The sequence below is a fragment of the Bacillus sp. FSL E2-8887 genome (assembly GCF_038007205.1).
Lineage (GTDB): Bacteria > Bacillota > Bacilli > Bacillales > Bacillaceae_G > Bacillus_A > Bacillus_A mycoides.
On record NZ_JBBOWS010000001.1, the window covers coordinates 2,644,055 to 2,665,048 of the forward strand.

Here is a 20,994-nt window from a genome sequence, read left to right on the forward strand (position 1 = left end):
AAAAAGAAACACAGAGGTTTTTTCACTTCTGTACTGCATTCCCTAATTAGACCCGACACGGACTCTTGTCGTATTAGCTCATTCAAGGTGATGCAATTTTTTTACAAGTGATACATCTTTTTTATCATATAGATCACTTTAACACCACTCAATATAGAGGTTGCTGTTTCAAATGACTCGAACCCTAACACAGGAGTAGCATCACACATCCATCAACTTAAGAAGTGACAGGGCACTACCAACAAAAAGCGATTTTCGTACGCTAAGCGATCTTCTATATAAAAAAGCCGATTTCCTGTAATCTAAAGGATAATCGGCCGTGTTACTATTCATTTATTTGTAGTAGTTGAAGAAATTCTAAAAGTATAATCATATTAATTATTATCTATAAAGTGAAACTTTAATCAGAGGGGATTTTTTCCATCCCCTCTGATTATTAGTTGAACCAATCGGGCTTTTACGGGCAGTTATCTCCCAACTAACTTCCTCGTATTCACCGAATTTTGAGGTGAGAGTTTACTGCCCGTTAATGCGGGATAAAACAATTCGTTTCTCAGTTTCTGAATCAAAGTAATGCACTTTGTCCATATTTAAACCTAGATCTATATTAGATTGACTTTGCACATCTAAAGAAGTGTCCACACGTGCAACAAAAGATTGTCCATTAATATTAGAATATAGATATGTTTCGGCTCCCATTAATTCTGCTACATCAATCGGTACTGTTACTTTTGCGTTATATGGTAAATCCTCGATTTCTTTTCCATAATAAAAGTCTTCTGGACGTATTCCTATTATGATTTCTTTATTCGTATATCCATTATTTCGCAAGCCTTTCATCTTCTCTTCTGGCACTTCAATTTTCCACTTATCAATCATAACTGCATTATCTGTTAATACTCCTTTGAATAAATTCATTCCAGGAGAGCCAATGAATCCTCCGACAAATACATTCTCTGGATTATCATACACTTCTTTCGGTGTACCGACTTGTTGTACAATACCATCTTTTAGTACAACTAAGCGCGTTGCCATCGTCATAGCTTCTATTTGATCATGTGTAACATATACAGTTGTTGTTTCCAGCTGCTTGTGTAATTTTGTAATCTCAGCACGCATTTGAACGCGTAATTTCGCATCTAAGTTTGATAAAGGCTCGTCCATTAAAAATACCTTTGCATTTCGAACAATGGCTCGGCCTAAGGCAACACGCTGGCGCTGCCCACCTGAAAGTACTTTTGGCTTTCGGCTTAAATACTGCTCAAGCCCAAGAATTTTTGCTGCATGTTGCACACGCTGGTCAATTTCTTCTTTACTATACTTTCGTAGTTTTAATCCAAATGCCATGTTTTCATACACACTCATATGCGGATAAAGTGCATAGTTTTGAAATACCATTGCAATGTCTCTATCTTTCGGTGTAATATCATTTACACGTTTTCCGTCAATATAAAAGTCGCCCTCTGAAATCTCCTCAAGTCCTGCAATCATACGTAATGTTGTAGATTTCCCACACCCTGAAGGGCCAACCAAAACGATAAATTCTCCATCATTTACTTCTAGGTTAAAATCTTTTACGATTGTCACATCATGATCATATTTTTTGTAAATGTTTTTGAATGATAGTTGAGCCATAATATCCTCCTAGAATTCGAGCTATATTTATAGATATTGTTAAAAATTATGATGACATGAATTATAAAACCTTCGAAATATCCTTCATACTGTCTAAAATATAATCCGCTTTTCCTTCTAAATCTGCCTTCTTGCTCGCACCCGATAAGACGCCCACTACTTTAATGTTACTATTTCTGGCAAATGTAACGTCTGTTAATGTATCACCTACCATAAGCACATCTTCTTCAGTTAGTGAAAATTGTTCTTTAAACATATGATAAAAGTCACTTTCAGGTTTTGTTCTATTCACACCATCATCTGCACCTAAAAAATCTACATAATCATATAACTCAGTCATTTTCAGAGAATGAATAGCTGCATCAACATCATCTGCCGTAACAACCCCAATAATATATTCATTGTCTTTTAAATATCGTAACGTTTCCTTTGCACCTTCCACTTCTGTAAATACAAGATCATCTGAAGTAGAGTACTTTTTGAATAGAAGACATACATTTTGAATAAAATCCTCTTTATCCACATACTGATTTTCTAGTAACGAATACCATGCAGCCGCAATAAAGTAATTTGTGCGACAAGCTAGTAAACTCGTACTCTCAAAATCGTTATCATTCATACCAATAATCGTTAAGTAGTCATCTCGTTTACTTTTTTCATTTGGATACGTTTGAAATATATCATCTAACACACGATGCACAATTTTGTACCAAACTGAATCTAACTGTATTAATGTTCCATCTTTATCAAAAATAATCGCTTTATTCACCTTTTATTCCCCCTATAACTTCATTCCATGTTTTTATATTTTTATTCTGAACCTTATTATGAATAGGATTAATAAACGCTACTAATTCGTCCTCTTCCCATCCCTCAACTCTAGCGTACGCCCCTTCATTTAAAGAGAATGCAAAAGTTGCATCGCTGCCGTATTCTTTTTCAATCGTTCTTCCATTTATAAGTAGTCTCCACTCACACGGTTTATCTGTTTGAACGTTATAAATAATATTTCCTTTAGCCTCATCGCCGACAGCAATCGTTTCACCTTCGTTTTGAATATCTATCGTTAGTTTTCTAAATCGTGAGAAATAAATTCTTCCGTTTTGGATCGCAAATTTCAAGTTTTTAATTGATAAACCGTTACATAATACATATGTTCCTGGATCACCGTAAATGGATGGGTCTTTTGATCCTGGGAATGTTTTAGATGGATGTAAATGCGAATCACTTCCTCCTATTCCCCAGATTTTAAGACCATTTGACCACATTTGATCGAAACAACGCAAAGCTTCTAAAGTAGATGATTTACTTTTTTTATAAGTTGGATCACACATAATTTCCATCGTATGAACATTTTCTAAGTTAATATTAACTTGGTTCGCCCAAGGCTTCATAAATGGATGATTCACACTCAATAAATACCCTTTTTCTTTCATGAGTGAAAATAGTGCATTCATTTTTTCAGTGCTAAATGATTCATCTGCATACTCTGTAAAATCAACAAATTCTCTTATGCCAAATATGTTGTAATGACCATAAGGAGTTGTAAGTTCCATAGATGGTATAATTAATGTGTTTCCTTTTTCATAAGATGGCATAACAATATTGTGCTCCGTCGCATATAAAAAATCTAATTCTTGTTTTTCACATACTTTCATTCCAAGTTCATCATCTATCTCGCCATCTGTTAAATCTGTATGTTCATGAAAATCCCCTTTGTACCAGCGATGTTCTTCATTTACTACCCTATTAAAACGGTCTTCATCGATAAAAACATTGCCCTTACAAAAATGCTCTCTATTATACTTTCGCTCCAACTGATCATTCACTTCTATATTTACTGTATAGTCAACTTTTTTCCCAGTAAATTTCACTACTTTCTTTGCACAATGAGGGATATAGACGACTTCTAATTCCCAATTACCTGACTGTATGTCTCCTCCAATACAACCAGCTGAGCAAAACTTTGAATCTTTCGAAACGACTAGTTTTTCATTTACAATTGGAGTTTGATATTGTATACGTACATAACCGTTAGGATCTCTCAAAATTAGTAAAAGCGGAATTTTCCGGCTATCCCCTTGATCAATTGTTAATGTAAAGTTTGTAATATCAGTTTCATCCATTTGGAAACAATGTTTATTTTTCACTAATGGAGAGAGTGTTATCGTACTTGTTATTTCGATCATAGTTCTCACACCTTTTCAAGTGAATTTTAGAGGCACTTCCTTCGTTCAAAAGCACCTCACGTTCGTACTACAACAGGTTTATTTCTTCTTTTTCAGAACTTTATCTAACTCTTCTTGCGCAACTTTAGCTGCTTCATCTAATGCTTTCTTTGCTGGAACCCCTTCAATCTCTACTTTATCTTTTGCTACATTTAAAGCGTCATTGATTTTTCCACCCGTTGGATCTACAAATGGTCCTACTCCATTATTGTTGGCTTGTTCTAACGGAACTAATGCTTGTGGTTGCTTTTTAACAAATTCAGCATATGGACCGTACTCTGTTACATTGTTACGAACAGGAATATAGCCTGTTGCCATTGACCATTCAGCCGTTTTCTCAGTACTTGTCGCAAATTTCATAAAGTCATATGCACCTTTTGCTACTTCTGGATCAATATTTCTCGTTAATGTGAATAAATATGTTTCTAATTTTGGTGCTGGTTTATTACTACCCCAAGCTGGTTGTGGCAATGCGTCAAACGTGTTAAGACGTTCTTCTTCAGTCATTCCTTTACCTAATGATTTGAACACAAATCCTTGGTCACCAGATGATCCTGTAAATCCTAATGTTCTGCCTTCTACTAAATCAATTACTGTTTTATCCCAATATTCCCATCCAGTACCACCTGAATGTATTTTCATAATTTTATCTTCATGAAGCCATGTGCGGAATTTCTCCCATACCGTAACCCAAGTATCATCGTTAATTAATACTTTTTTACCATCTTCACTTAATACATTGCCACCAGCACTACGGACTGCATCAATTAAGTTTGATGTCCCCCACATTGGCATCCAGCCAGCATATGAAACATTTCCGTTTTCACCACGTTTTGCGACTGTTTTTGCTACCTTTTCTACACCTTCCCACGTCTTTAAATCCTCTTTTGTAAAGCCATTTTCTGCTAATTCCTTTTTATTGTAATAAAAGATTTGTGTTGTACCGTAAAATGGAATTCCATATAACTTTCCGTCAATTGTTGCTTGCTCCATAAAACCTTTTCCGTAATCTTCCTTTTTAAAATCAGTATCATTTTTTACAGATTCATCTAAAGGTACGATTAACTGTTTTTTAACATATTCTTGAATAACGTCTGAACCTAGTAATGCGATTGCTTCTTGGTTATTCGCTGCAAATCCACTTTGTAGCTTTTGATAAGACTCATCGTAGTTACCCGCTTTCGTCGTTTTCACTACATATTTGTCCTGACTTTTATTGTATTCTTCCACGATCTTGTCTACACGATCTGCAAGAGAACCACCCACTCCATTAATGAATGGAACAACAACCTTCTCGCCTTCTTTACTTGCTTTAACCGTACTTCCTTTTCCGCCTGAACAACCCGCAAGTGCACTAACAAACAATGTTAAAACTGTTAGAAGCATGAATAGTTTTTTCATCCCACATATCTCCTTTAATATTTAATTACCCCTTTATTCCTGAATCAGTAACACCAGATAAGAACCATTTTTGTAGAATTAAAAATACGATTAAGAGCGGCACTGTTGCGATTGTACTTGCAACCATAATGTGTGACCAATCTCGTCCTAAAGAACTATTAATGAAATAATCAGCAATTCCATTCGTAATTAGTTTTTGTGTATTATCTTTCAAAATAAGAGCTGGCCAAATGTAATTATTATAGTTACCAATAAATGTGACCAATCCTAGAGTTACAAATGATGATCGTGTCATTGGGAAAATAATCTTCCAAAGAATTCGCCAATCACTCGCTCCATCAATTTTGGCTGCTTCCACTATTTCAAAACCAACTTTGTGGAACGTTTGTTTCAAATAGAAAATACCGAATACGCTAACAGCCATAGAAATCATGTATCCAAAATGTGAATCAAGCAAACCAAATTTACCTAACATTACATACACAGGAACATACGATACAGCTCCAGGGATCATATAAGTTGCCATCACAACACTAAATGTAAGATTTTCACCTTTAAACTTATAAAATGCCAACATATAAGCAAAAAGCGCTGACGAAATAAGTACATATATAGTAATGATGAAAGAAGTATAGAAACTATTAAATAAATATGTGCTAAATGGAAGTATATCTAATACTTGCTGATAATTTTCCCAGTGAAATTCTTTAGGCCAAAACCCTCCTTGTAATACTTCACTAGATGTTTTAAACGAACCAAGCACCATCCATATGAATGGAAAAATAAATAGTAGACTTGATAACGCTAGAAAGAGATGCTTTACGATTAATGGACCTTTTTTCATATTATTCACCTTAATAGTTCACCCACTTGTCACCTATTATTTTGTTTATAACAGATAGTAGTATTGTAATGATTAGTATGATAAATGCGATTGCTGTTGCAGATCCCATATCAAATTGTTCAAACCCTTGTTGGAAGAATAAATAAAGTAACGTACGCGTCGAACCACTAGGTCCACCTTGTGTTAAAATTTTTATTTGATCGTAAGCCTGCACTGAAGAAATTGTATTGACAACAACTAAGAAGAAAGTTGTTGATGAAACCATTGGCAGTGTTACATATCGAAATTTCTGCCACGAATTCGCTCCATCAATACTAGCTGCTTCATATAAACTATCTGGAACTTTTTCTAATGCGCCGATATAGAAGATCATCGTCCAACCAACTAATTTCCAAACTGTCACAATAATGACTGCTAACATCGCTGTTTGACTACTTTGAAGCCAGTCCAAACCTGGTATCCCGAAAAAGTTTAGAACTTTATTAATAACTCCAAATTGAGGTTCATATAAGAGTGACCACACAATGGATACAGCTATTGTTGGCGTTACCCAAGGTGAAAAGATCATTAATTGGTACAATGCGGAACCTTTGAATTTTTTTCGGAAGAATAATGCGAATCCTAAACCTAATGCAATCGTTGGAATCACTGTTCCAATTCCGAAATAAAACGTATTTAGCAATGCTTGCATAAAAGAATCTTGTGTAAATAAATTGAAATAGTTTTCTAAACCAACAAAGTTAAAATCATTCGTCATAAAATCCCAATCAGTAAAACTAATACCTAAACTAATGAAATTCGGAATAATCCAAAATATTATTAGAGGTATTCCAACTGGTATTAAAAAGAACACAGCTTTTGATAGTTTTATTTGCATTCTTGCCACCCCCTAATTCATATTGTACGAGTATATTATTAACACAATGTTGTTAATTTGTTAACCAATTATAAAAAACAACAAATAAACAAAATAAAACAACATATAAACAATAAAAAAGACTATTTCTCAACTTACTAAGAAATAGTCTTCTTTTTGTTTTTCTATACTGTTATTACTTCTACCCCATTACTTGTTAACACATCTTGCCACGCCTCATCGAGCTTAGCATTTGTATATAATGCATCTATATCACTAAAATTCCCGCTTTTATAAAACTTTGTTAAATTAAACTTTGACTCATCTACCATCATTACAACTTGTTTGGCATTATGCTTTAACTGCTTATATATTTGTGCATCTTCAATATACGAACATGTTAGTTCTTTTTCTAAAGAAATTCCATCACACGAAGCAAATAACTTATTAACAGTGAAATGGTCAAGATAGTTTAACGTCATCTCCCCAGACAATGCTAATGAATTTGTATTCAATATTCCTCCAATGACTATTAGCCTGCAATCAAAGGAATCATAGTGTTCTTTAAGCTCAATAATTTTATTAACAGCTGGTATCGAGTTTGTTAAAATCGTCAAATTCTTTTTATCGTATATGTAATCCAAAATTTGCATTGTGGTTGTCCCAATTTCAATTGCGATAATATCATTATCTTCTACGAGTTTACTTGCTTCCATTGCAATTTTTCGTTTTTCTTCAATATTCTCAGCTCGGCGCTTATCAAAATGAAATTCTAGTGTTTGATCTTTCTTCTTAATTGCACCACCATGTATTTTCGTAAGCTGCCCTTCCTTGTGCAACATATCTAAATCTCTTCGTATCGTTTCTGTTGTAACATTTAATACCTTCGCTAAATCATTCACCATAACTCGGTTGTACTTTTCTAACTCATCTAGTATGTGTTTTCTTCGTTCAAATTGCGTGTACGATTTCATTTCATTAACACCTCTTCAAATTACGAAAAATATTGATTTTCTAAAAACTCTTATTATTAGAAAGACTTAATCGTTACTTTTAACATAACATCATTTACAGAAAGAAGGAACGATTATCTTCACTATATTCCGTCAAAGGAACAATGATATATATCACCATATTCATCATACTTTTTTATTTCAGGAAATCTATTTGTTTGGCGCCCTTTTTTATAAAGAGTGCACTTTTTATTTTCATCTAAAATTCAAATTGGTTTAACAATAAAAACAAGATTATAATAAATAAAAATTTATTGTTAAACGATAAATTTCATGTTAGATTAAATAGATAATATTTAAATGAGGTGCTTTATATGAAACAAGGATCAACACTCTTTTTAAAGACAGCTATTATTCTGATTGGAATCCCTGTTCTTGCTTTATGTATATTTTTAGTTCCTAACATAGGGAAATATGCAGCGGAATTGTTCCCGGATATTGCATTTATAAAATATCTTGTTTTAATCAATCTATATGCAACCGTGATACCTTTTTATTTTGCTCTATATCAAGCCTTTAAACTTGTAAGCTTCATTGACAAGGGTAACGCTTTCTCGAAATTATCTGTTAGTGCTTTAAAAAAGATAAAAAACTGCGCAGTAACAATCAGTATTTTATATGTGGTAGGTATGCCACTCTTCTATCTTGTAGCAGAGAGAGATGACGCACCAGGTATTATTATACTTGGCATGCTCCTAATCTTTGCTTCAATGGTTATCGCAGTCTTTGCTGCCGTTCTCCAAAGACTTTTAAAAGATGCGATAGATATAAAATCAGAAAATGATTTAACGGTCTGAGGTGAATAACATGGCAATAATAATTAATATTGATGTAATGTTAGCTAAAAGAAAAATGAGTGTAACAGAGCTTTCGGAGAAGGTTGGAATTACAATGGCTAACCTTTCTATATTAAAAAATGGAAAAGCAAAAGCAATTAGAATTACAACTTTAGATGCTATTTGTAAAGCATTGGAATGCCAGCCTGGGGATATTTTAGAATATCAACCTGAAGATAGCGAATAAAAAAGAGTCCTTCTCGTAATGAAGGACTCTTTTTATCGCTCATTAAGGCGCAAAACTTATTTGCCCAGTAAACAATAAGATAATCGCGATAATCCAAAAAATAAAAAATGATGAGGAAAGTATTAATGAGATAATTGCAATTGCCTTCTTCTCTGTTTGTTTCGTCATTGTGATTATTGAAAGTATAATACCTACACCTGTAAGAGCAATCGTTACATAATCTCCAACTATATTTCCCGCATTCGCTATTCTCGTCGGAGTTATAAAAACGAATAAAAAACACATAATTCCGATGAGTAAAGATAAATAGCTTATTATACTGTACTTCTTTTTGGGAACTATTTCGGTTTTCATAATACCCACCCCTTTTATATAGCTATGTGTTCATATTAGCACGAATAACCATAATTTGGTTAAAAAAACAGATACAGTGGAAACTTCCACTGTATCTGTTTTTATTTAATATATAAACCAGCTATTTCTTCTTTAGCGTTATAAGTTATGATAAAGGTACGTTGTTCTTTACTATATTTTGCTACAAGAACAACAGTATATAAACCATCTTTTTCTTCAATCGACTTTTTTTCAATCTTTTCGAATATACCAGCTTTTTCAATTACATGTAAAGTGATAATAATGTTATTTAATTCTGATTTAAAAATATAAGAGCCTCGCTACAAATCATATTGTAGTAAGGCACTTTAAAGTTGTTTAATTTCTAACCTTTTAAATGAGTTTGTAGACAAATATAAATAATAAATTTGTTTAAATCTTGTTCAACTAAAGCTCCCATTAGTTGAAGTGTAATTCTTCACAAATTATTGAGATTCTTCTTCTAGAAAATTAAAATCACCATCAATAAGATCCTGTAAATACTCATCAAAGCTGTTTGCAATCACTTCATATTCATCAGGGTCGTGCAAAAAACGAATTATTTGACCACATACACCTTCATCAGAAGGGTTAAAATCAATATAGAGTCTTGATGTTCCACCATTGTTCATACAGTCTGAAAAATGAATATAAGTGCCAGGGAGAAGTCCTTTTGGATTTATCTTAGAATCAACAGTATCCTCGTCATCTTGGTATTCTAAAAGATAGGAGACGTCTTCTTCTTCTTTTGAACTTTCGAGCATCTGCTGTGTAGAAAGCAAATAATATGGATACTCTTCAACATCTGAGCCTAAAATACATACCGCAACTTTGTTTGCTCCATATTTCCGCCAATATGTACCATCAATATTTTCAAGTAAAGAGATTAGTGATTCTGGACAATTTGGATATTCTGACCTTAATGTATCAATATCATCTTTTGTAGCACCGTACGCTTTATTTAGTGCCTCGAGGTCATCTGTTGATAATGCTGCTCTCAAGCCGTTTAAAAATTTGTTTACCAAATCCATTATTTCGTCCTCCCAATAATAAAATATAAAATTTTTTTATTAGTCTATATACCTAACATAAATAAGATTATTCATTTTTATCGAAAGCCTCATTTCATCTTTTTGTTCAAGCAAATGTAAGCAGATAATCCCATTGTAATTATTGATAGGATGAGTTGAGCATATTTTCCCACTTGAAATATGTCCGTAAATATCAAAATTAGGTCATTTTCACTCTACTATGATAAAACCTTCTAACTCGAATGCAATTGATGGTTCACTCTTTACTTGTGCATGTAAGTTACCTTCTTCGTCTATTAACCCATCTGCACTTAATATATCACCTAATTTTAAGTCTTGACCCTTTACCGTTTTGATACCTAGTTCTATATTTGGAATCATGTTCCTACCATCCTATTAGAAATTAGAAATTATAATTTAAAAATGGTAACTTTACACTAGTGTCTACTTCTCCTGTATACAACTCTACAAATACATTTGAAGTTTCATGCGGTATATAGATTGTTGTGACTTTCTCGTCAATATGTACGTAAGCAATTACTTCCATGTATTCATCACAGTCTTTCATAGGTACAAAGGTTAGACAAGGAGATACCCCTAAAGGTACTTCTTTCTTATCTATAAATTCCTTACACATGACAGTCTTCTCTACTTGATATGTAGTTATATGTACATTGTCTACTTCTGTTATTTTTACATTAGTCGGTATCTCTATCCCTAATAGATTACACCAACTGTTTAAGATGGACCTTTTCTCTGTACTTAATATAATGTCACCTTCACCATTTAAAACAAAAAGAGACTCCTTTTGGTCTCTCCCTACTTTTACCTGTTTCATCTCAATCATATTGCATACTCCTTTGTGAAATATTAGTTGAAGTATTGTTTCAGTAACTCACTACCTGTTTTAAGTCTTGTATAATATTGTCCATCTTTCTTCTCGAATTCACCGTTGTTAGCAAATTCTTTCTTTACACTTTCTAAGTTCGATGAATCAATAATACCAAACACATCGCCTATTTCAAAGTTACCTTCTTCATTTATACACTCTTCTAATAAGTAGTATTTGTCTTCTTCTAAAGGAACTATCTTACCTTTTGTAATCGAATACAGATGTTTTGTTTCCTCTACCTGTACCGTAATAAAAATCCAACCAACTCTTACAATGGTACATGGCGTTAACCCCTCAAATGTAAGTGCAACTACTTTTTGGTCTTTCTTGAATTTCCCCATCCTTGGTACCCCTTTAAATAGATTTATTTCTCCTAAAGTCCACTATTTTATAGCGTAACCATAGTCTCTCAAACATCTATCTGCCCTAAGTAATACATCTCTAAGAGTTTCCTTTTCTGTATATCCTAGTTCACTAATCTTTTTTTTGCATATTCTAGTTCACTATCAATCGCATTCCAGTATACTTTACCGTATTTCGTTACAGTTTCTACATGAATATCCTCAACATAAGCTTCGTGTCGTTCCATTACATCTTTACCGTTTTCTCTATATCCTAAATACTTATAGAATGCACCTACCCCTAGTACCACTTACCTTAGTAAAACCTGCTCTTGCACTACCTATATGGAATGGCATGTTCTACCCCTCTTTTATTTTAATATGATATTATAGCGTTCTCTTTGTTGTGAACTCATAAACTGCCCTACAAATTGTAGTTCATGCCAGTTAAACTCTTTCATGGCAACATAGATGACAGTTAACTTATTGTCTACCATTCCATAATATACCCATTCTTGCTTTGCCTTTGAAAAATTATGCTTTTCTACACTTTGTAATAAATTGAAATTTTTTTTTAGAGCTAACCTGCATGGTTAGTTCTATAAGAATTAAAGAACTTTATTATTTTTTAAAGGATTTTATTATTTTTTAAACAACTTTATTATCGCTTAACATTACAGGCGTAAGATCTTTCATTTTCCCCTCTGATAATGCGGTTTTCATCTTGCTATCAAATTTCCCATGCACTTCTTTATACTTAGCTTCATTTTGTAATTACTAAATCCGCCCTATCCCTCGGAGATTCCGCTTCCCAATAATACTCCTCAGCTTTCCAATACCTACTTTGAAACTTTGAAAGATTCTTCTGCGTTTCTGGACTTTCACGTAGAAACCTTGTCTCTCTTGAACAATCCAAATACACCATATAATGAAAAAAATCTCTCCATTCTTTTCGCTGCAGAAAAACTCCTTCTACAATTATTACACCTACTAAAGGAAGCTGTATTTCTTTCATTTCACATGAGTCTGTTTCATCATGATAGTATGGCAACTCTAATTGCATGTCACTTTGTAACTTTTGAAATAAGTTTTGCTGCAAGCAATCGATATCCCATTGAAGGTTATAGTACTCATACCATTCTGCAAATCCAGTATTATATCGCTTGTTACGCTCGGTTATGTGATCATCAATATGAAAAATATGAAACGGGATTCCATTTCGTTTCATATTTTCTTCTAATTTTTTAACCAACGTTGTTTTACCCGAACGACTTAGTCCGTCTATACCTAATATAAATCGCTCATCTTTATGGTCCTTAATAACCTTCATTATCTCATTTGTGCTCATTACTTTTGCCAATCTTCTTTTAATAATGAATAAACGACCGTGTCATGAGCAACATCATTTTGAATCATATATTTTCGAAGTAATCCTTCTTCTTGAAATCCGGATTTTTTTAATAAATTACGGGAAGCTTCATTTTCTATATATACGACAGCTGCAATTCTTATAAAATGCAACGTTTCAAATCCGTAAGCTAGCATTGCTTGCAGTGCTTCGGTTGCGTATCCTTGTCCCCAATATGTATCATCTAGCTCATAACCAATTTCAGCTCGTTTATGATGCTTGTTAATTAAATGAAACCCACACGTACCAATTAATTGATCCGTGCCTTTCTTCTCTATTCCCCAGCGAAATACGCTTCCCTCTTCATTACGCTTTCTAAACGTTTGAATAGTCGTTTTCGCTTGCTCAATATTTTCGAAAGAGTCCATTCCGAAATAACGAATAACGGATTCTTTTGAAAAATAATGGAACATCGCTTCTGCATCTAATAGTGTAAGTTCTCTTAATAGTAAACGTTCTGTTTCTAATTTTGGAAACCCCATCCTCTTTTTCTCCTTCTATTCTAATGAACTACAAATTTCAATATAATTACCGTCTGGATCGGCAATGTAAGCAATTGTTTGTCCCCACGGTTTTACGATTGGCTCAACTAGAACTTTCACCCCTTGTTCTTTTAATTTCTCAATCGTTTCCTTTACATCCTCTACAACAAACCCTAACTCAAAATGGGAAGATTGTAGTACACCTTCTGTAAGAGGTAGTCCCGTTAACTCCTTAACATCCTCTCGTGTATTCATCGCTAAAATTGTTGCTCCTGTTTCAAATTCAATATATGTACCGTGCTCTGCTCTTATTGGCAATCTTAAAATTTCTTTATAAAACTGAAGACATTGCTCAAACTTTTCTACATATAAAATAATGTATTTCATTTTTAAGTTCATAATTATTCCCCCTTAACCTTCACCTCTAAAAATTCGACAAATGTTTTTAAAAACCTTGTACCTTATTGAGATGAGCACAAAAAAATGAGGCCGATTTCTCGGCCCCCCAGCTTATTGGCATAAAACAGGAGATTTGGTTTGGACATAACCAGTTCTTACATTTATTATATTTTATTTTTTCTGAATTTTAAATATAATAAACACCTATTTATATTGAGAAAGTTTTTTTACTTGCATAAAATCATACCGCTTAAGAAATGCTACAAATGGAGGTGTATACATATGGAACCAATGCTATGTCCAAGCTGTAAAACGAACCGAACGCGCTTTAATATTCTTGAGCAACAAGTAAAACCAGTAAAATTAAATCCACAAACAGGTCATGTAGAAGAAGAATACACAAATGAAACGATGAACGCTTTTCATATGGCTTATCAAGGACCTACTTACCGCGTCCAATGTGCTGTATGTGGGCTTGTTGAAAACCCAGAACAATTTATAAAACCTGCGCAAAATCAGTCTTTCTCATAAAATCATTACTATCCCTTATAGAAATAGATTTTTCTTTAAGGGATTTTTCCTTTTAATGAGGTAGTACAAAACGTATTTCTTCCTTATTATATTTTAAACTCCATACTCTTCTGGTAATCTTTACATAAGAGAGGTGAAATAAATGATATTTAATAACAGATTAATGATTCCATCCGCATTACTACTATTAGTTTGCCACATGATCATACTCTACTTTTGGATTTTTGATTGGAAGAAGATAACAACTCCTTACGGTCTAACTATATGGATTGTTTCTACTGTTTGCGGCTTTTTACTTTATTACCACTTTAAACATCAAAACTCTAATAAAATAGTATTAATCAGTAGTTCATTATTATTAATCGTTTCTTCATCATTTATGACTTTTTTAGGTGTTGTTACAGGTGTTATCTTTATTATCGTTAGCTCTATGCCTTAATTACATAGTTTTTATTATATAAAAAAGAATGAACAAAAAGAATTTTTTACATAACAAAAGAAGATGATTCCCATAAATCTAATACGAAATCATCTTCTTAAAATTTTCACGATTTGTTACAATATTTCCTTTTTTAACTTTTTAATTTTCCAAAATAAATTAATAAATATATATAAATATATACAAACAAAAAATCCTATCATACCTTTATATAATCCAGATTCTGATACTCCAAAAAAACATAAGTACAGCGCTGGAATTAACATTGCAAACATAATTGCAATGAACTGTAACAACTCAGTAAGTTTTTGTATCCTCGTTTCCTTGTCTGAATATATATCAGGCAATTCATTTACCTCTTCTACTTCCTTACAAAAATAATTCCATCCTGTAAAACTCGTTACGCGTTTCCAACCAGAAATTTCGTATATTTCGAAATACTCTTTTTGTTTTTCTTTTGAATCTTTATAATCCAATCTAAAATCTGCTTTATATATTACATCTTTCGGCTCAGTTTTCTTAAACGTATACATTATATTATATTTTTGTAATGCCCAACCTTTTTGATGCATTTTTCTTAAAAACGCTTCTTCTTTTTCTAAACTCCATCCCGCGTAAAATTTAAATACCCTTTTTGTCTCCATCTTCCATTCACTCCCCTAATATACTGTTTCCATTCCTTACAGATCTCTGCAGTCTGTTATACTCTAGCTCTAACACTTCTCTCCCAAACGGTGTTAACTCGTAGCACTTCTTTCTGTCTGTAGAGGCAACTTCAACAATTAACTTCTCTTTTAATAACTTCGTAGTATTCCCATATAAAGTACCAGGACCGAGCTTTACTTCCCCATTTGTCATCTCTTCTACCATTTGCATAATTCCATAACCATGCATTGGCTTTACAAGTGACAACAATATGTAATATGTCGCCTCAGTTAATGGAATGTATTTTTGCGCTTTCGCATTCATTATAACTACCTCCGATACATCGCTTCATGATATATCGACTCACGATACATCGTATACCGATATTGTATAATCATATTCCAAAATATGCAAGTGGAATTTTAAAATTAAATATCCATTTCTTCAGATTAAAAAATCATATCAATTTTCTGAATAATTTGTTAAAATATAGAAATATCCGCTTTTATTTTGAAAGGAATGATACATATGATAACTAAATTGAAAGAAAACATAGGATCTGTTTTTGTCGGTAAGGAAAATGTAATTGATTTACTCCTCGTTTCATTACTTGCTGATGGACATGTACTGCTTGAAGACGTTCCTGGCACCGGGAAAACATTACTAGCAAAAACAATTTCTAAAAGCATTGGTGGTAATTTTTCTCGCGTTCAATTTACCCCTGATGTACTTCCGAGTGATGTAACAGGTATTGAATATTTCAATCCAAAAACTAGTGAATTCGAGTTAAGACTTGGACCAGTCGTGACAAACATATTACTTGCGGATGAAATTAACCGTGCGATGCCGAGAACACAATCTAGTTTGTTAGAAGCGATGGAAGAACGACAAGTAACGCTTGAAAAGCAGTCTACTCCTCTTCCGAAACCGTTCTTTGTTATTGCGACGCAAAACCCGATAGAATCACAAGGAACTTTCCCTCTTCCAGATGCACAACTTGATCGCTTTTTAATGACGATTTCAATTGGTTATCCGTCTCCTGAAGATGAATTAAAAATGATGCGCCGTTTTCGTAACAATGCACCGTTAGAAAGCGTCACATCTGTCATTTCTTTAGAAGACATTTTAGAAGCACAGAAACAAGTGAAAGAAATTTTCGTATCAGAACCGTTAGAACATTACATTATTAAGCTTGCTCACGCTACAAGAAATCATGATTACATTGCCAATGGTGTAAGCCCGCGTGCCACATTAGCTTTAGTACGTGCCGTTCAAGCATTAGCCTTTTTACGCGGGAGAGAATATTGCACGCCTGAAGATATACAATTTTTAGTTCCTTCTGTTTGGAATCACCGTATCGTCTTGTCAATGGAAGGAGCTTTACGTACGACAAAAAATGAATTAATGCAAAGGATTTTAAAAGAAGTAGACGTACCTGTGGAGATTGAACAAGCATGAATGGACAGCGCGTTGTAACTGTACCTTTATTTTTTCAGCTCCATATTATTCAATTAACTGTGCCAGGCGCTATACTATTTACGTTTTTTCTGCCGCAACGAATTATTATGTTTCTCTTTTTCTTCTACTATTTATTTGCGATTTTTATTTATAAATATGTCGCTTACATAGAGAAAAAGTTTCAAGTAATAAACGAGAAACAAACAACTCGGCTTTTCCCTGATGAATCTGGACAGTTTTTTATTCATTTAAAAAATGGGGCAAATATACCACTCGTTAATGGTGTTTGTTATTTTCATTTAGATTCTTCCCTTATACCGCATAAAGATCAAGGGATTGAACAAATATCAAAAACGTTATTTTCTTTCCCATTTTCACAACCTGCTCATTCGGCACAAAAATGGGATTTAACATTAACCGCAACGAAGCGTGGTGTCTTTCAAATTGAACAATTTGAATGTGTTTTAAAAGACCCTTTTCATTTATTAACTGTACATTTACCTGTTTTTGATAAATTAAAGACTGAAATTATTGTATACCCTACTCCTAAAGAAGTAGCCGGTTTACAAGAACTCCAGCAACTATTAACAGGTTCGTATCGAACGAATTTCTCTTTTTACAATGATGAAACATCCATTATCGGTGTTAAACGATATGAACGTGAATCTTTCCGCTCTATTCATTGGAAAGCATCTGCTAAAATGCAGGCGTTACAAGCGAAGCAATATGAACCTGTAAAAAATTATAGTTGGACGATTTGTCTTTCTTTAGCTGCTGATCGTGGGTTTGGTTGGAAAGAAAATGTAGAAGACCTTATTTCATTTACAACGTACATTTGTCAATTCGCAACGAAGCATCAAATTCCGTTTGAGTTATTTATTAGTGTTTTAGCAGAAGGTGGCCCTTTGCTTTTACCATTAAACGAAGGACAAACACATTACGCCAAAGCGTTAGAAGAATTAGCACGTATTTCAGATGATAGTACGCTACTTCCGAAACAAGGATTTCTTCATTATGTAACGAGAAAAAGGGAACGCTCATCTACAATGATATACATTGGTTTGCAGAAAAAGGAGCTCCCTCTTCTATCTCAGCCTACGTTCCTCATTAATAATGAAGGGATGGTGGAAAAGCTTGAAAACTTGGCTCTATCACGTTAATGACTTTATTCTGCTCCTCCTCCTTTCGTTATTAACAGAAAGGGACGAACTAGTTGGTATTGCTATATTTTTAGTGACCGGTTATGTAGGAGTATTTTTTATTCATAAATTTATGAATAAAAAAACAACAGGTTTTGTACTACTGTTAGTTATTCAAATAATCGGTTGTTCTTTATTTCTACCTTTCTCTATTTTAGGCACAATATTATTACCACTGTTTTTCTTTATCGTACACTCTGTTGGACCGGGATATCCAGTACAAAAATCGTTAGGCGGTATTGTATGGTTTGTCGTTTCAGCTATATTTTATACCCCCTTTCCGCCATTGTGGAAATTGTTACTATTAACTTTACACATTATGATTACATTTTGGTTAACAGGTTCCAATCGTAATCAACAGCTATTACGTTTCACTTCTATTATTACGATTGGAATAATTAGCGCTTTACTTATTCCGGTATTTCCTTATATTCGGCTTCTTTTTTCTTATATCATACAAGTAGTTGCCTTAGGATTTGGTTATGCTTTAAATCCATTGTTCTCGGCAGCTGCATTAAAAGATACAGACGACTTTTGGTCGAATAAAGGAAATTTAAAAGATCCTCAAATTAAAGAGGAACTGGGGCAGCGTCCTTTTGATCCAACTCTCATAAATAGCATTACAATAATAGCATGTACAGCCATCGCTATTTACGTCGTTTGGAAAATAGTAAAAAAACGAAAACATTTAAGTTTACCAAATATACCTGTCTTTGAATCTACAATCATTACTGATAAAGAAGGCATTAGCCAAAAACGCTTCAAACGAAATAAATCACCAAATAACGAAATTCGGAAAGAAATTTTCAAACTCGAGAGCAAGCTATCTCCTCCTTTAAACCGAGAACGAGGAGAAACTGTTGAAGCTTGGCTAGAAAGAATTAATGATGAAGAAGAGGTAAATATTCAGAGTCATATTATTATAGACGCGTATAATGCAGTGCGTTATTCAAATGGTGAAAACACTGTACTTCTGCATGAATTTAAGGAAGAGGTTCATAAGCTTTATGCGTATCAGAAGAGTTTGAAGAAGAAGAAAAAATGATGTATACAAAAAGACTCCTATTAAACTAGGAGTCTTTTTGTGTAAAAGTCCACGTTGCTTTTCACAAATTATGCTTTTTTTCCTGCTTCAATTTCTAAAGATTCTTCATGCCACCAAAGTGTTTCTTCAGGATCCTCTTTAGCAATTTGATGTGCTTCTTTTTTCGATTCTACAGTAGGGTAAGAACCTTTTAGTGCACGTCCTGAGGTTGTGACAAACAGTACACTAAACACAATTAATCCAATTACACTTACACCTGTTAAATAAAATGCTGGTGCTAGTGGATTACCAGTAGCATGAACTAAGTATGAACATACGAGCGGTGTTGTACCACCGAATATAGATACAGAAATATTAAAGGAGATAGAAAGCGCACGATAACGTACATCGGTGAAAAAGAGTGCTGGTAATAACGAAGGCAATGTTCCTTCATATACACTAAGGAAGAAACCTAAAATGAAAATACCCGCAAACATGGCTACAATATGTCCGTTACCAATTAATAAAAATGCTGGAATTGAACATAATGCTAAACCAAGTAAGCCAATTTGTACTACGCGTTTATTACCTACTTTATCACTTAATTTACCGAAATAAAGTGCCAGTGGAATCATAAGTGCCATCGTAATTGAAATAATTAATAAGCCCGTTGTTTCTTTGACTTTTAGTACTTGTGTTAAATAAGAAGGAATATACGAAAGGATCATATAGTTTGTAATGTTAAAGAAGGCAACAATTACTGTGCTTAATAAGAAGTCTTTTTTGTGATATTTTAATATATCCATAAATGAAAATTGTTCGTTGTCTTCAGATTCCTCTTGTGCTTTTTCCATCTCTTGAAAGATTGGAGATTCATCTAAATGACGTCGTAAATATAAACCGACCAAACCAATTGGTGCAGCAATTAAGAAAGGAATACGCCATCCCCAGCTGAGCATTTGCTCATCTGTTAATAATAACGTCAAAATGGTAACAATTACCGAGGCAGCAATGTAACCTGAGAGTGTTCCAATTTCAAGACCACTACCGAGTATACCACGCTTTTTATCTGGAGAAGATTCTGCGATATAAACCATTGCTCCTGAATATTCGCCGCCTGTAGAGAAGCCTTGAATCATTCGAGCAATTAAAAGTAGTATTGGTGCCCATACACCAATTTGTTCATAGGTTGGTAGTAATGCGATGAATAATGTAGAAAGTGCCATTAAAATAATAGTTGTACTTAAAACAATCTTTCGGCCGTATTTATCTCCTATTCTACCAAAGAAAATACCTCCGATTGGTCGAACGAGAAAGGCCGCCGCAAATGTACCAAATGTTAGTACAAGTTGCAAACCACTATTATCCACACCTGAGAAGAATAATTGACTTAATATTACCGCTAAATACGCGTATAATCCAAAGTCAAACCACTCCATTGCATTCCCAATGCCAGTAGCAATAACTGCTTTTTTCGCTTGTTTAGAATTGACAATATTAACGTCTTGAGGTTCAAAATTCAAATCATTATTTTGTTGCATATAGTAAAACAGCCCCTTATTTAATTTAACTTCTTTAAGCACACCTTCTCTTACTAGAATAAATTCAATACGAAGCACTTAAGGAAAAGCAACGTCTCCTTATCTGTTATTATTGTTTCACATAATTAATTATTTGTCCAACGAGATGCTTCCTAGATTAAGTAATTTACTATTTTAAAAAGCTGAAGAAGGCGCTATACGAGTACCTTTTTCAGCTTTTTATTTTAATATC

26 protein-coding genes and 2 pseudogenes are annotated in these 20,994 nt (G+C 33.6%); 7 read left to right on the forward strand and 21 right to left on the reverse strand.

The genetic code is table 11. The features are described from left to right. Nucleotides 1–516 precede the first annotated feature (516 nt). The 7 genes from NSQ08_RS13330 to NSQ08_RS13360 form a co-directional block, all read right to left on the reverse strand. Nucleotides 517–1,635 (reverse strand): ABC transporter ATP-binding protein, encoded by a 1,119-nt coding sequence (locus NSQ08_RS13330; RefSeq protein ID WP_340775638.1) that lies wholly within the window; start codon nt 1,633–1,635, stop codon nt 517–519. Nucleotides 1,636–1,696: 61 nt separating this feature from the next. Next, nucleotides 1,697–2,404, reverse strand: coding sequence for an HAD family hydrolase (locus tag NSQ08_RS13335; protein WP_340775641.1), 708 nt, complete (start codon nt 2,402–2,404; stop codon nt 1,697–1,699). Then, entirely contained in the window at nt 2,397–3,824 is a 1,428-nt protein-coding gene (locus tag NSQ08_RS13340; RefSeq protein ID WP_340775643.1) for a CehA/McbA family metallohydrolase, read from the reverse strand. Before NSQ08_RS13340 ends, NSQ08_RS13335 begins: the two co-directional genes overlap by 8 nt. 78 nt (nt 3,825–3,902) lie before the next feature. Continuing rightward, nucleotides 3,903–5,264 carry an extracellular solute-binding protein gene (locus tag NSQ08_RS13345; protein WP_340775645.1) on the reverse strand — a complete coding sequence of 454 codons (1,362 nt, stop codon included), beginning with the start codon at nt 5,262–5,264 and terminating at the stop codon, nt 3,903–3,905. A 25-nt stretch (nt 5,265–5,289) separates the two neighbouring features. Next, nucleotides 5,290–6,108 (reverse strand): carbohydrate ABC transporter permease, encoded by an 819-nt coding sequence (locus NSQ08_RS13350; RefSeq protein ID WP_340775649.1) that lies wholly within the window; start codon nt 6,106–6,108, stop codon nt 5,290–5,292. 10 nt (nt 6,109–6,118) lie between these two features. Then, nucleotides 6,119–6,985 carry a carbohydrate ABC transporter permease gene (locus tag NSQ08_RS13355; protein ID WP_340775652.1) on the reverse strand — a complete coding sequence of 289 codons (867 nt, stop codon included), beginning with the start codon at nt 6,983–6,985 and terminating at the stop codon, nt 6,119–6,121. Nucleotides 6,986–7,149: 164 nt separating this feature from the next. After that, entirely contained in the window at nt 7,150–7,938 is a 789-nt protein-coding gene (locus NSQ08_RS13360; protein WP_340775655.1) for a DeoR/GlpR family DNA-binding transcription regulator, read from the reverse strand. Between the two features lie 353 nt (nt 7,939–8,291). Here NSQ08_RS13360 and NSQ08_RS13365 point away from each other — a divergent pair, with 353 nt between their 5' ends. Further along, on the forward strand, nt 8,292–8,774 hold the full coding sequence (locus NSQ08_RS13365) for a DUF2975 domain-containing protein (RefSeq protein WP_002190008.1): 483 nt from the start codon (nt 8,292–8,294) through the stop codon (nt 8,772–8,774). Nucleotides 8,775–8,784: 10 nt separating this feature from the next. After that, nucleotides 8,785–9,000, forward strand: coding sequence for a helix-turn-helix domain-containing protein (locus NSQ08_RS13370; protein ID WP_002084833.1), 216 nt, complete (start codon nt 8,785–8,787; stop codon nt 8,998–9,000). A gap of 42 nt (nt 9,001–9,042) precedes the next feature. Here the strand turns inward: NSQ08_RS13370 and NSQ08_RS13375 are convergent, their stop codons facing one another. The 11 genes and pseudogenes from NSQ08_RS13375 to NSQ08_RS13420 all read right to left on the reverse strand — a co-directional run bounded on the left by NSQ08_RS13375 (nt 9,043) and on the right by NSQ08_RS13420 (nt 13,925). Next, on the reverse strand, nt 9,043–9,354 hold the full coding sequence (locus tag NSQ08_RS13375; protein WP_002136994.1) for a hypothetical protein: 312 nt from the start codon (nt 9,352–9,354) through the stop codon (nt 9,043–9,045). A gap of 101 nt (nt 9,355–9,455) precedes the next feature. Next, nucleotides 9,456–9,620 (reverse strand): annotated as a pseudogene (locus tag NSQ08_RS13380) (DUF3887 domain-containing protein); the annotation flags it as partial. A gap of 198 nt (nt 9,621–9,818) precedes the next feature. Continuing rightward, nucleotides 9,819–10,403 (reverse strand): SMI1/KNR4 family protein, encoded by a 585-nt coding sequence (locus NSQ08_RS13385; RefSeq protein ID WP_340775662.1) that lies wholly within the window; start codon nt 10,401–10,403, stop codon nt 9,819–9,821. Nucleotides 10,404–10,613: 210 nt separating this feature from the next. Beyond that, entirely contained in the window at nt 10,614–10,784 is a 171-nt protein-coding gene (locus tag NSQ08_RS13390) for a hypothetical protein (protein ID WP_340775665.1), read from the reverse strand. Between the two features lie 22 nt (nt 10,785–10,806). Beyond that, a complete protein-coding gene (locus NSQ08_RS13395) occupies nt 10,807–11,250 on the reverse strand; it encodes a hypothetical protein (RefSeq protein WP_002032882.1) in 444 nt (147 codons plus the stop codon). 23 nt (nt 11,251–11,273) lie between these two features. Continuing rightward, complete coding sequence (locus tag NSQ08_RS13400; protein WP_002032883.1) at nt 11,274–11,636, reverse strand: hypothetical protein; 363 nt, start codon at nt 11,634–11,636, stop codon at nt 11,274–11,276. A gap of 125 nt (nt 11,637–11,761) precedes the next feature. Next, nucleotides 11,762–11,947, reverse strand: coding sequence for a hypothetical protein (locus NSQ08_RS13405; protein WP_340775668.1), 186 nt, complete (start codon nt 11,945–11,947; stop codon nt 11,762–11,764). A gap of 361 nt (nt 11,948–12,308) precedes the next feature. Further along, nucleotides 12,309–12,410: pseudogene (locus NSQ08_RS29920) on the reverse strand (DUF3887 domain-containing protein); the annotation flags it as partial. Beyond that, complete coding sequence (locus NSQ08_RS13410; protein WP_340775671.1) at nt 12,400–12,984, reverse strand: kinase; 585 nt, start codon at nt 12,982–12,984, stop codon at nt 12,400–12,402. The gene NSQ08_RS13410 and the pseudogene NSQ08_RS29920, both read right to left, overlap by 11 nt. Then, the gene (locus tag NSQ08_RS13415; RefSeq protein ID WP_002032891.1) at nt 12,984–13,526 is read right to left on the reverse strand and encodes a GNAT family N-acetyltransferase; all 543 of its coding nucleotides are present in this window, start codon (nt 13,524–13,526) and stop codon (nt 12,984–12,986) included. Before NSQ08_RS13415 ends, NSQ08_RS13410 begins: the two co-directional genes overlap by 1 nt. 15 nt (nt 13,527–13,541) lie before the next feature. Next, a complete protein-coding gene (locus NSQ08_RS13420; protein WP_002084828.1) occupies nt 13,542–13,925 on the reverse strand; it encodes a VOC family protein in 384 nt (127 codons plus the stop codon). A gap of 282 nt (nt 13,926–14,207) precedes the next feature. Here NSQ08_RS13420 and NSQ08_RS13425 point away from each other — a divergent pair, with 282 nt between their 5' ends. Both NSQ08_RS13425 and NSQ08_RS13430 read left to right on the forward strand, forming a co-directional pair. Then, the gene (locus tag NSQ08_RS13425) at nt 14,208–14,456 is read left to right on the forward strand and encodes a hypothetical protein (RefSeq protein ID WP_002013535.1); all 249 of its coding nucleotides are present in this window, start codon (nt 14,208–14,210) and stop codon (nt 14,454–14,456) included. Between the two features lie 142 nt (nt 14,457–14,598). Further along, on the forward strand, nt 14,599–14,895 hold the full coding sequence (locus NSQ08_RS13430; RefSeq protein ID WP_340775678.1) for a hypothetical protein: 297 nt from the start codon (nt 14,599–14,601) through the stop codon (nt 14,893–14,895). Nucleotides 14,896–15,011: 116 nt separating this feature from the next. Here the strand turns inward: NSQ08_RS13430 and NSQ08_RS13435 are convergent, their stop codons facing one another. Both NSQ08_RS13435 and NSQ08_RS13440 read right to left on the reverse strand, forming a co-directional pair. Next, the gene (locus tag NSQ08_RS13435; RefSeq protein ID WP_340775681.1) at nt 15,012–15,539 is read right to left on the reverse strand and encodes a DUF2812 domain-containing protein; all 528 of its coding nucleotides are present in this window, start codon (nt 15,537–15,539) and stop codon (nt 15,012–15,014) included. 7 nt (nt 15,540–15,546) lie between these two features. Continuing rightward, the gene (locus NSQ08_RS13440; protein WP_000991891.1) at nt 15,547–15,864 is read right to left on the reverse strand and encodes a PadR family transcriptional regulator; all 318 of its coding nucleotides are present in this window, start codon (nt 15,862–15,864) and stop codon (nt 15,547–15,549) included. Nucleotides 15,865–16,068: 204 nt separating this feature from the next. Here NSQ08_RS13440 and NSQ08_RS13445 point away from each other — a divergent pair, with 204 nt between their 5' ends. Genes NSQ08_RS13445 through NSQ08_RS13455 form a run of 3 tightly spaced genes read left to right on the forward strand, consistent with a single transcriptional unit; the run spans nt 16,069 to nt 19,242 of the window. After that, nucleotides 16,069–16,998 carry an AAA family ATPase gene (locus NSQ08_RS13445; protein ID WP_002032896.1) on the forward strand — a complete coding sequence of 310 codons (930 nt, stop codon included), beginning with the start codon at nt 16,069–16,071 and terminating at the stop codon, nt 16,996–16,998. After that, nucleotides 16,995–18,158, forward strand: a complete 1,164-nt coding sequence (locus NSQ08_RS13450; RefSeq protein WP_256485768.1) for a DUF58 domain-containing protein — start codon at nt 16,995–16,997, stop codon at nt 18,156–18,158. The genes NSQ08_RS13445 and NSQ08_RS13450 overlap by 4 nt, the downstream gene beginning before the upstream one ends. Further along, nucleotides 18,133–19,242, forward strand: a complete 1,110-nt coding sequence (locus NSQ08_RS13455; RefSeq protein WP_340775688.1) for a DUF4018 domain-containing protein — start codon at nt 18,133–18,135, stop codon at nt 19,240–19,242. Before NSQ08_RS13450 ends, NSQ08_RS13455 begins: the two co-directional genes overlap by 26 nt. 68 nt (nt 19,243–19,310) lie before the next feature. Here NSQ08_RS13455 and NSQ08_RS13460 read toward each other — a convergent pair whose 3' ends face one another. Beyond that, nucleotides 19,311–20,762 (reverse strand): MFS transporter, encoded by a 1,452-nt coding sequence (locus NSQ08_RS13460; protein ID WP_012261183.1) that lies wholly within the window; start codon nt 20,760–20,762, stop codon nt 19,311–19,313. Nucleotides 20,763–20,994: the final 232 nt, after the last annotated feature.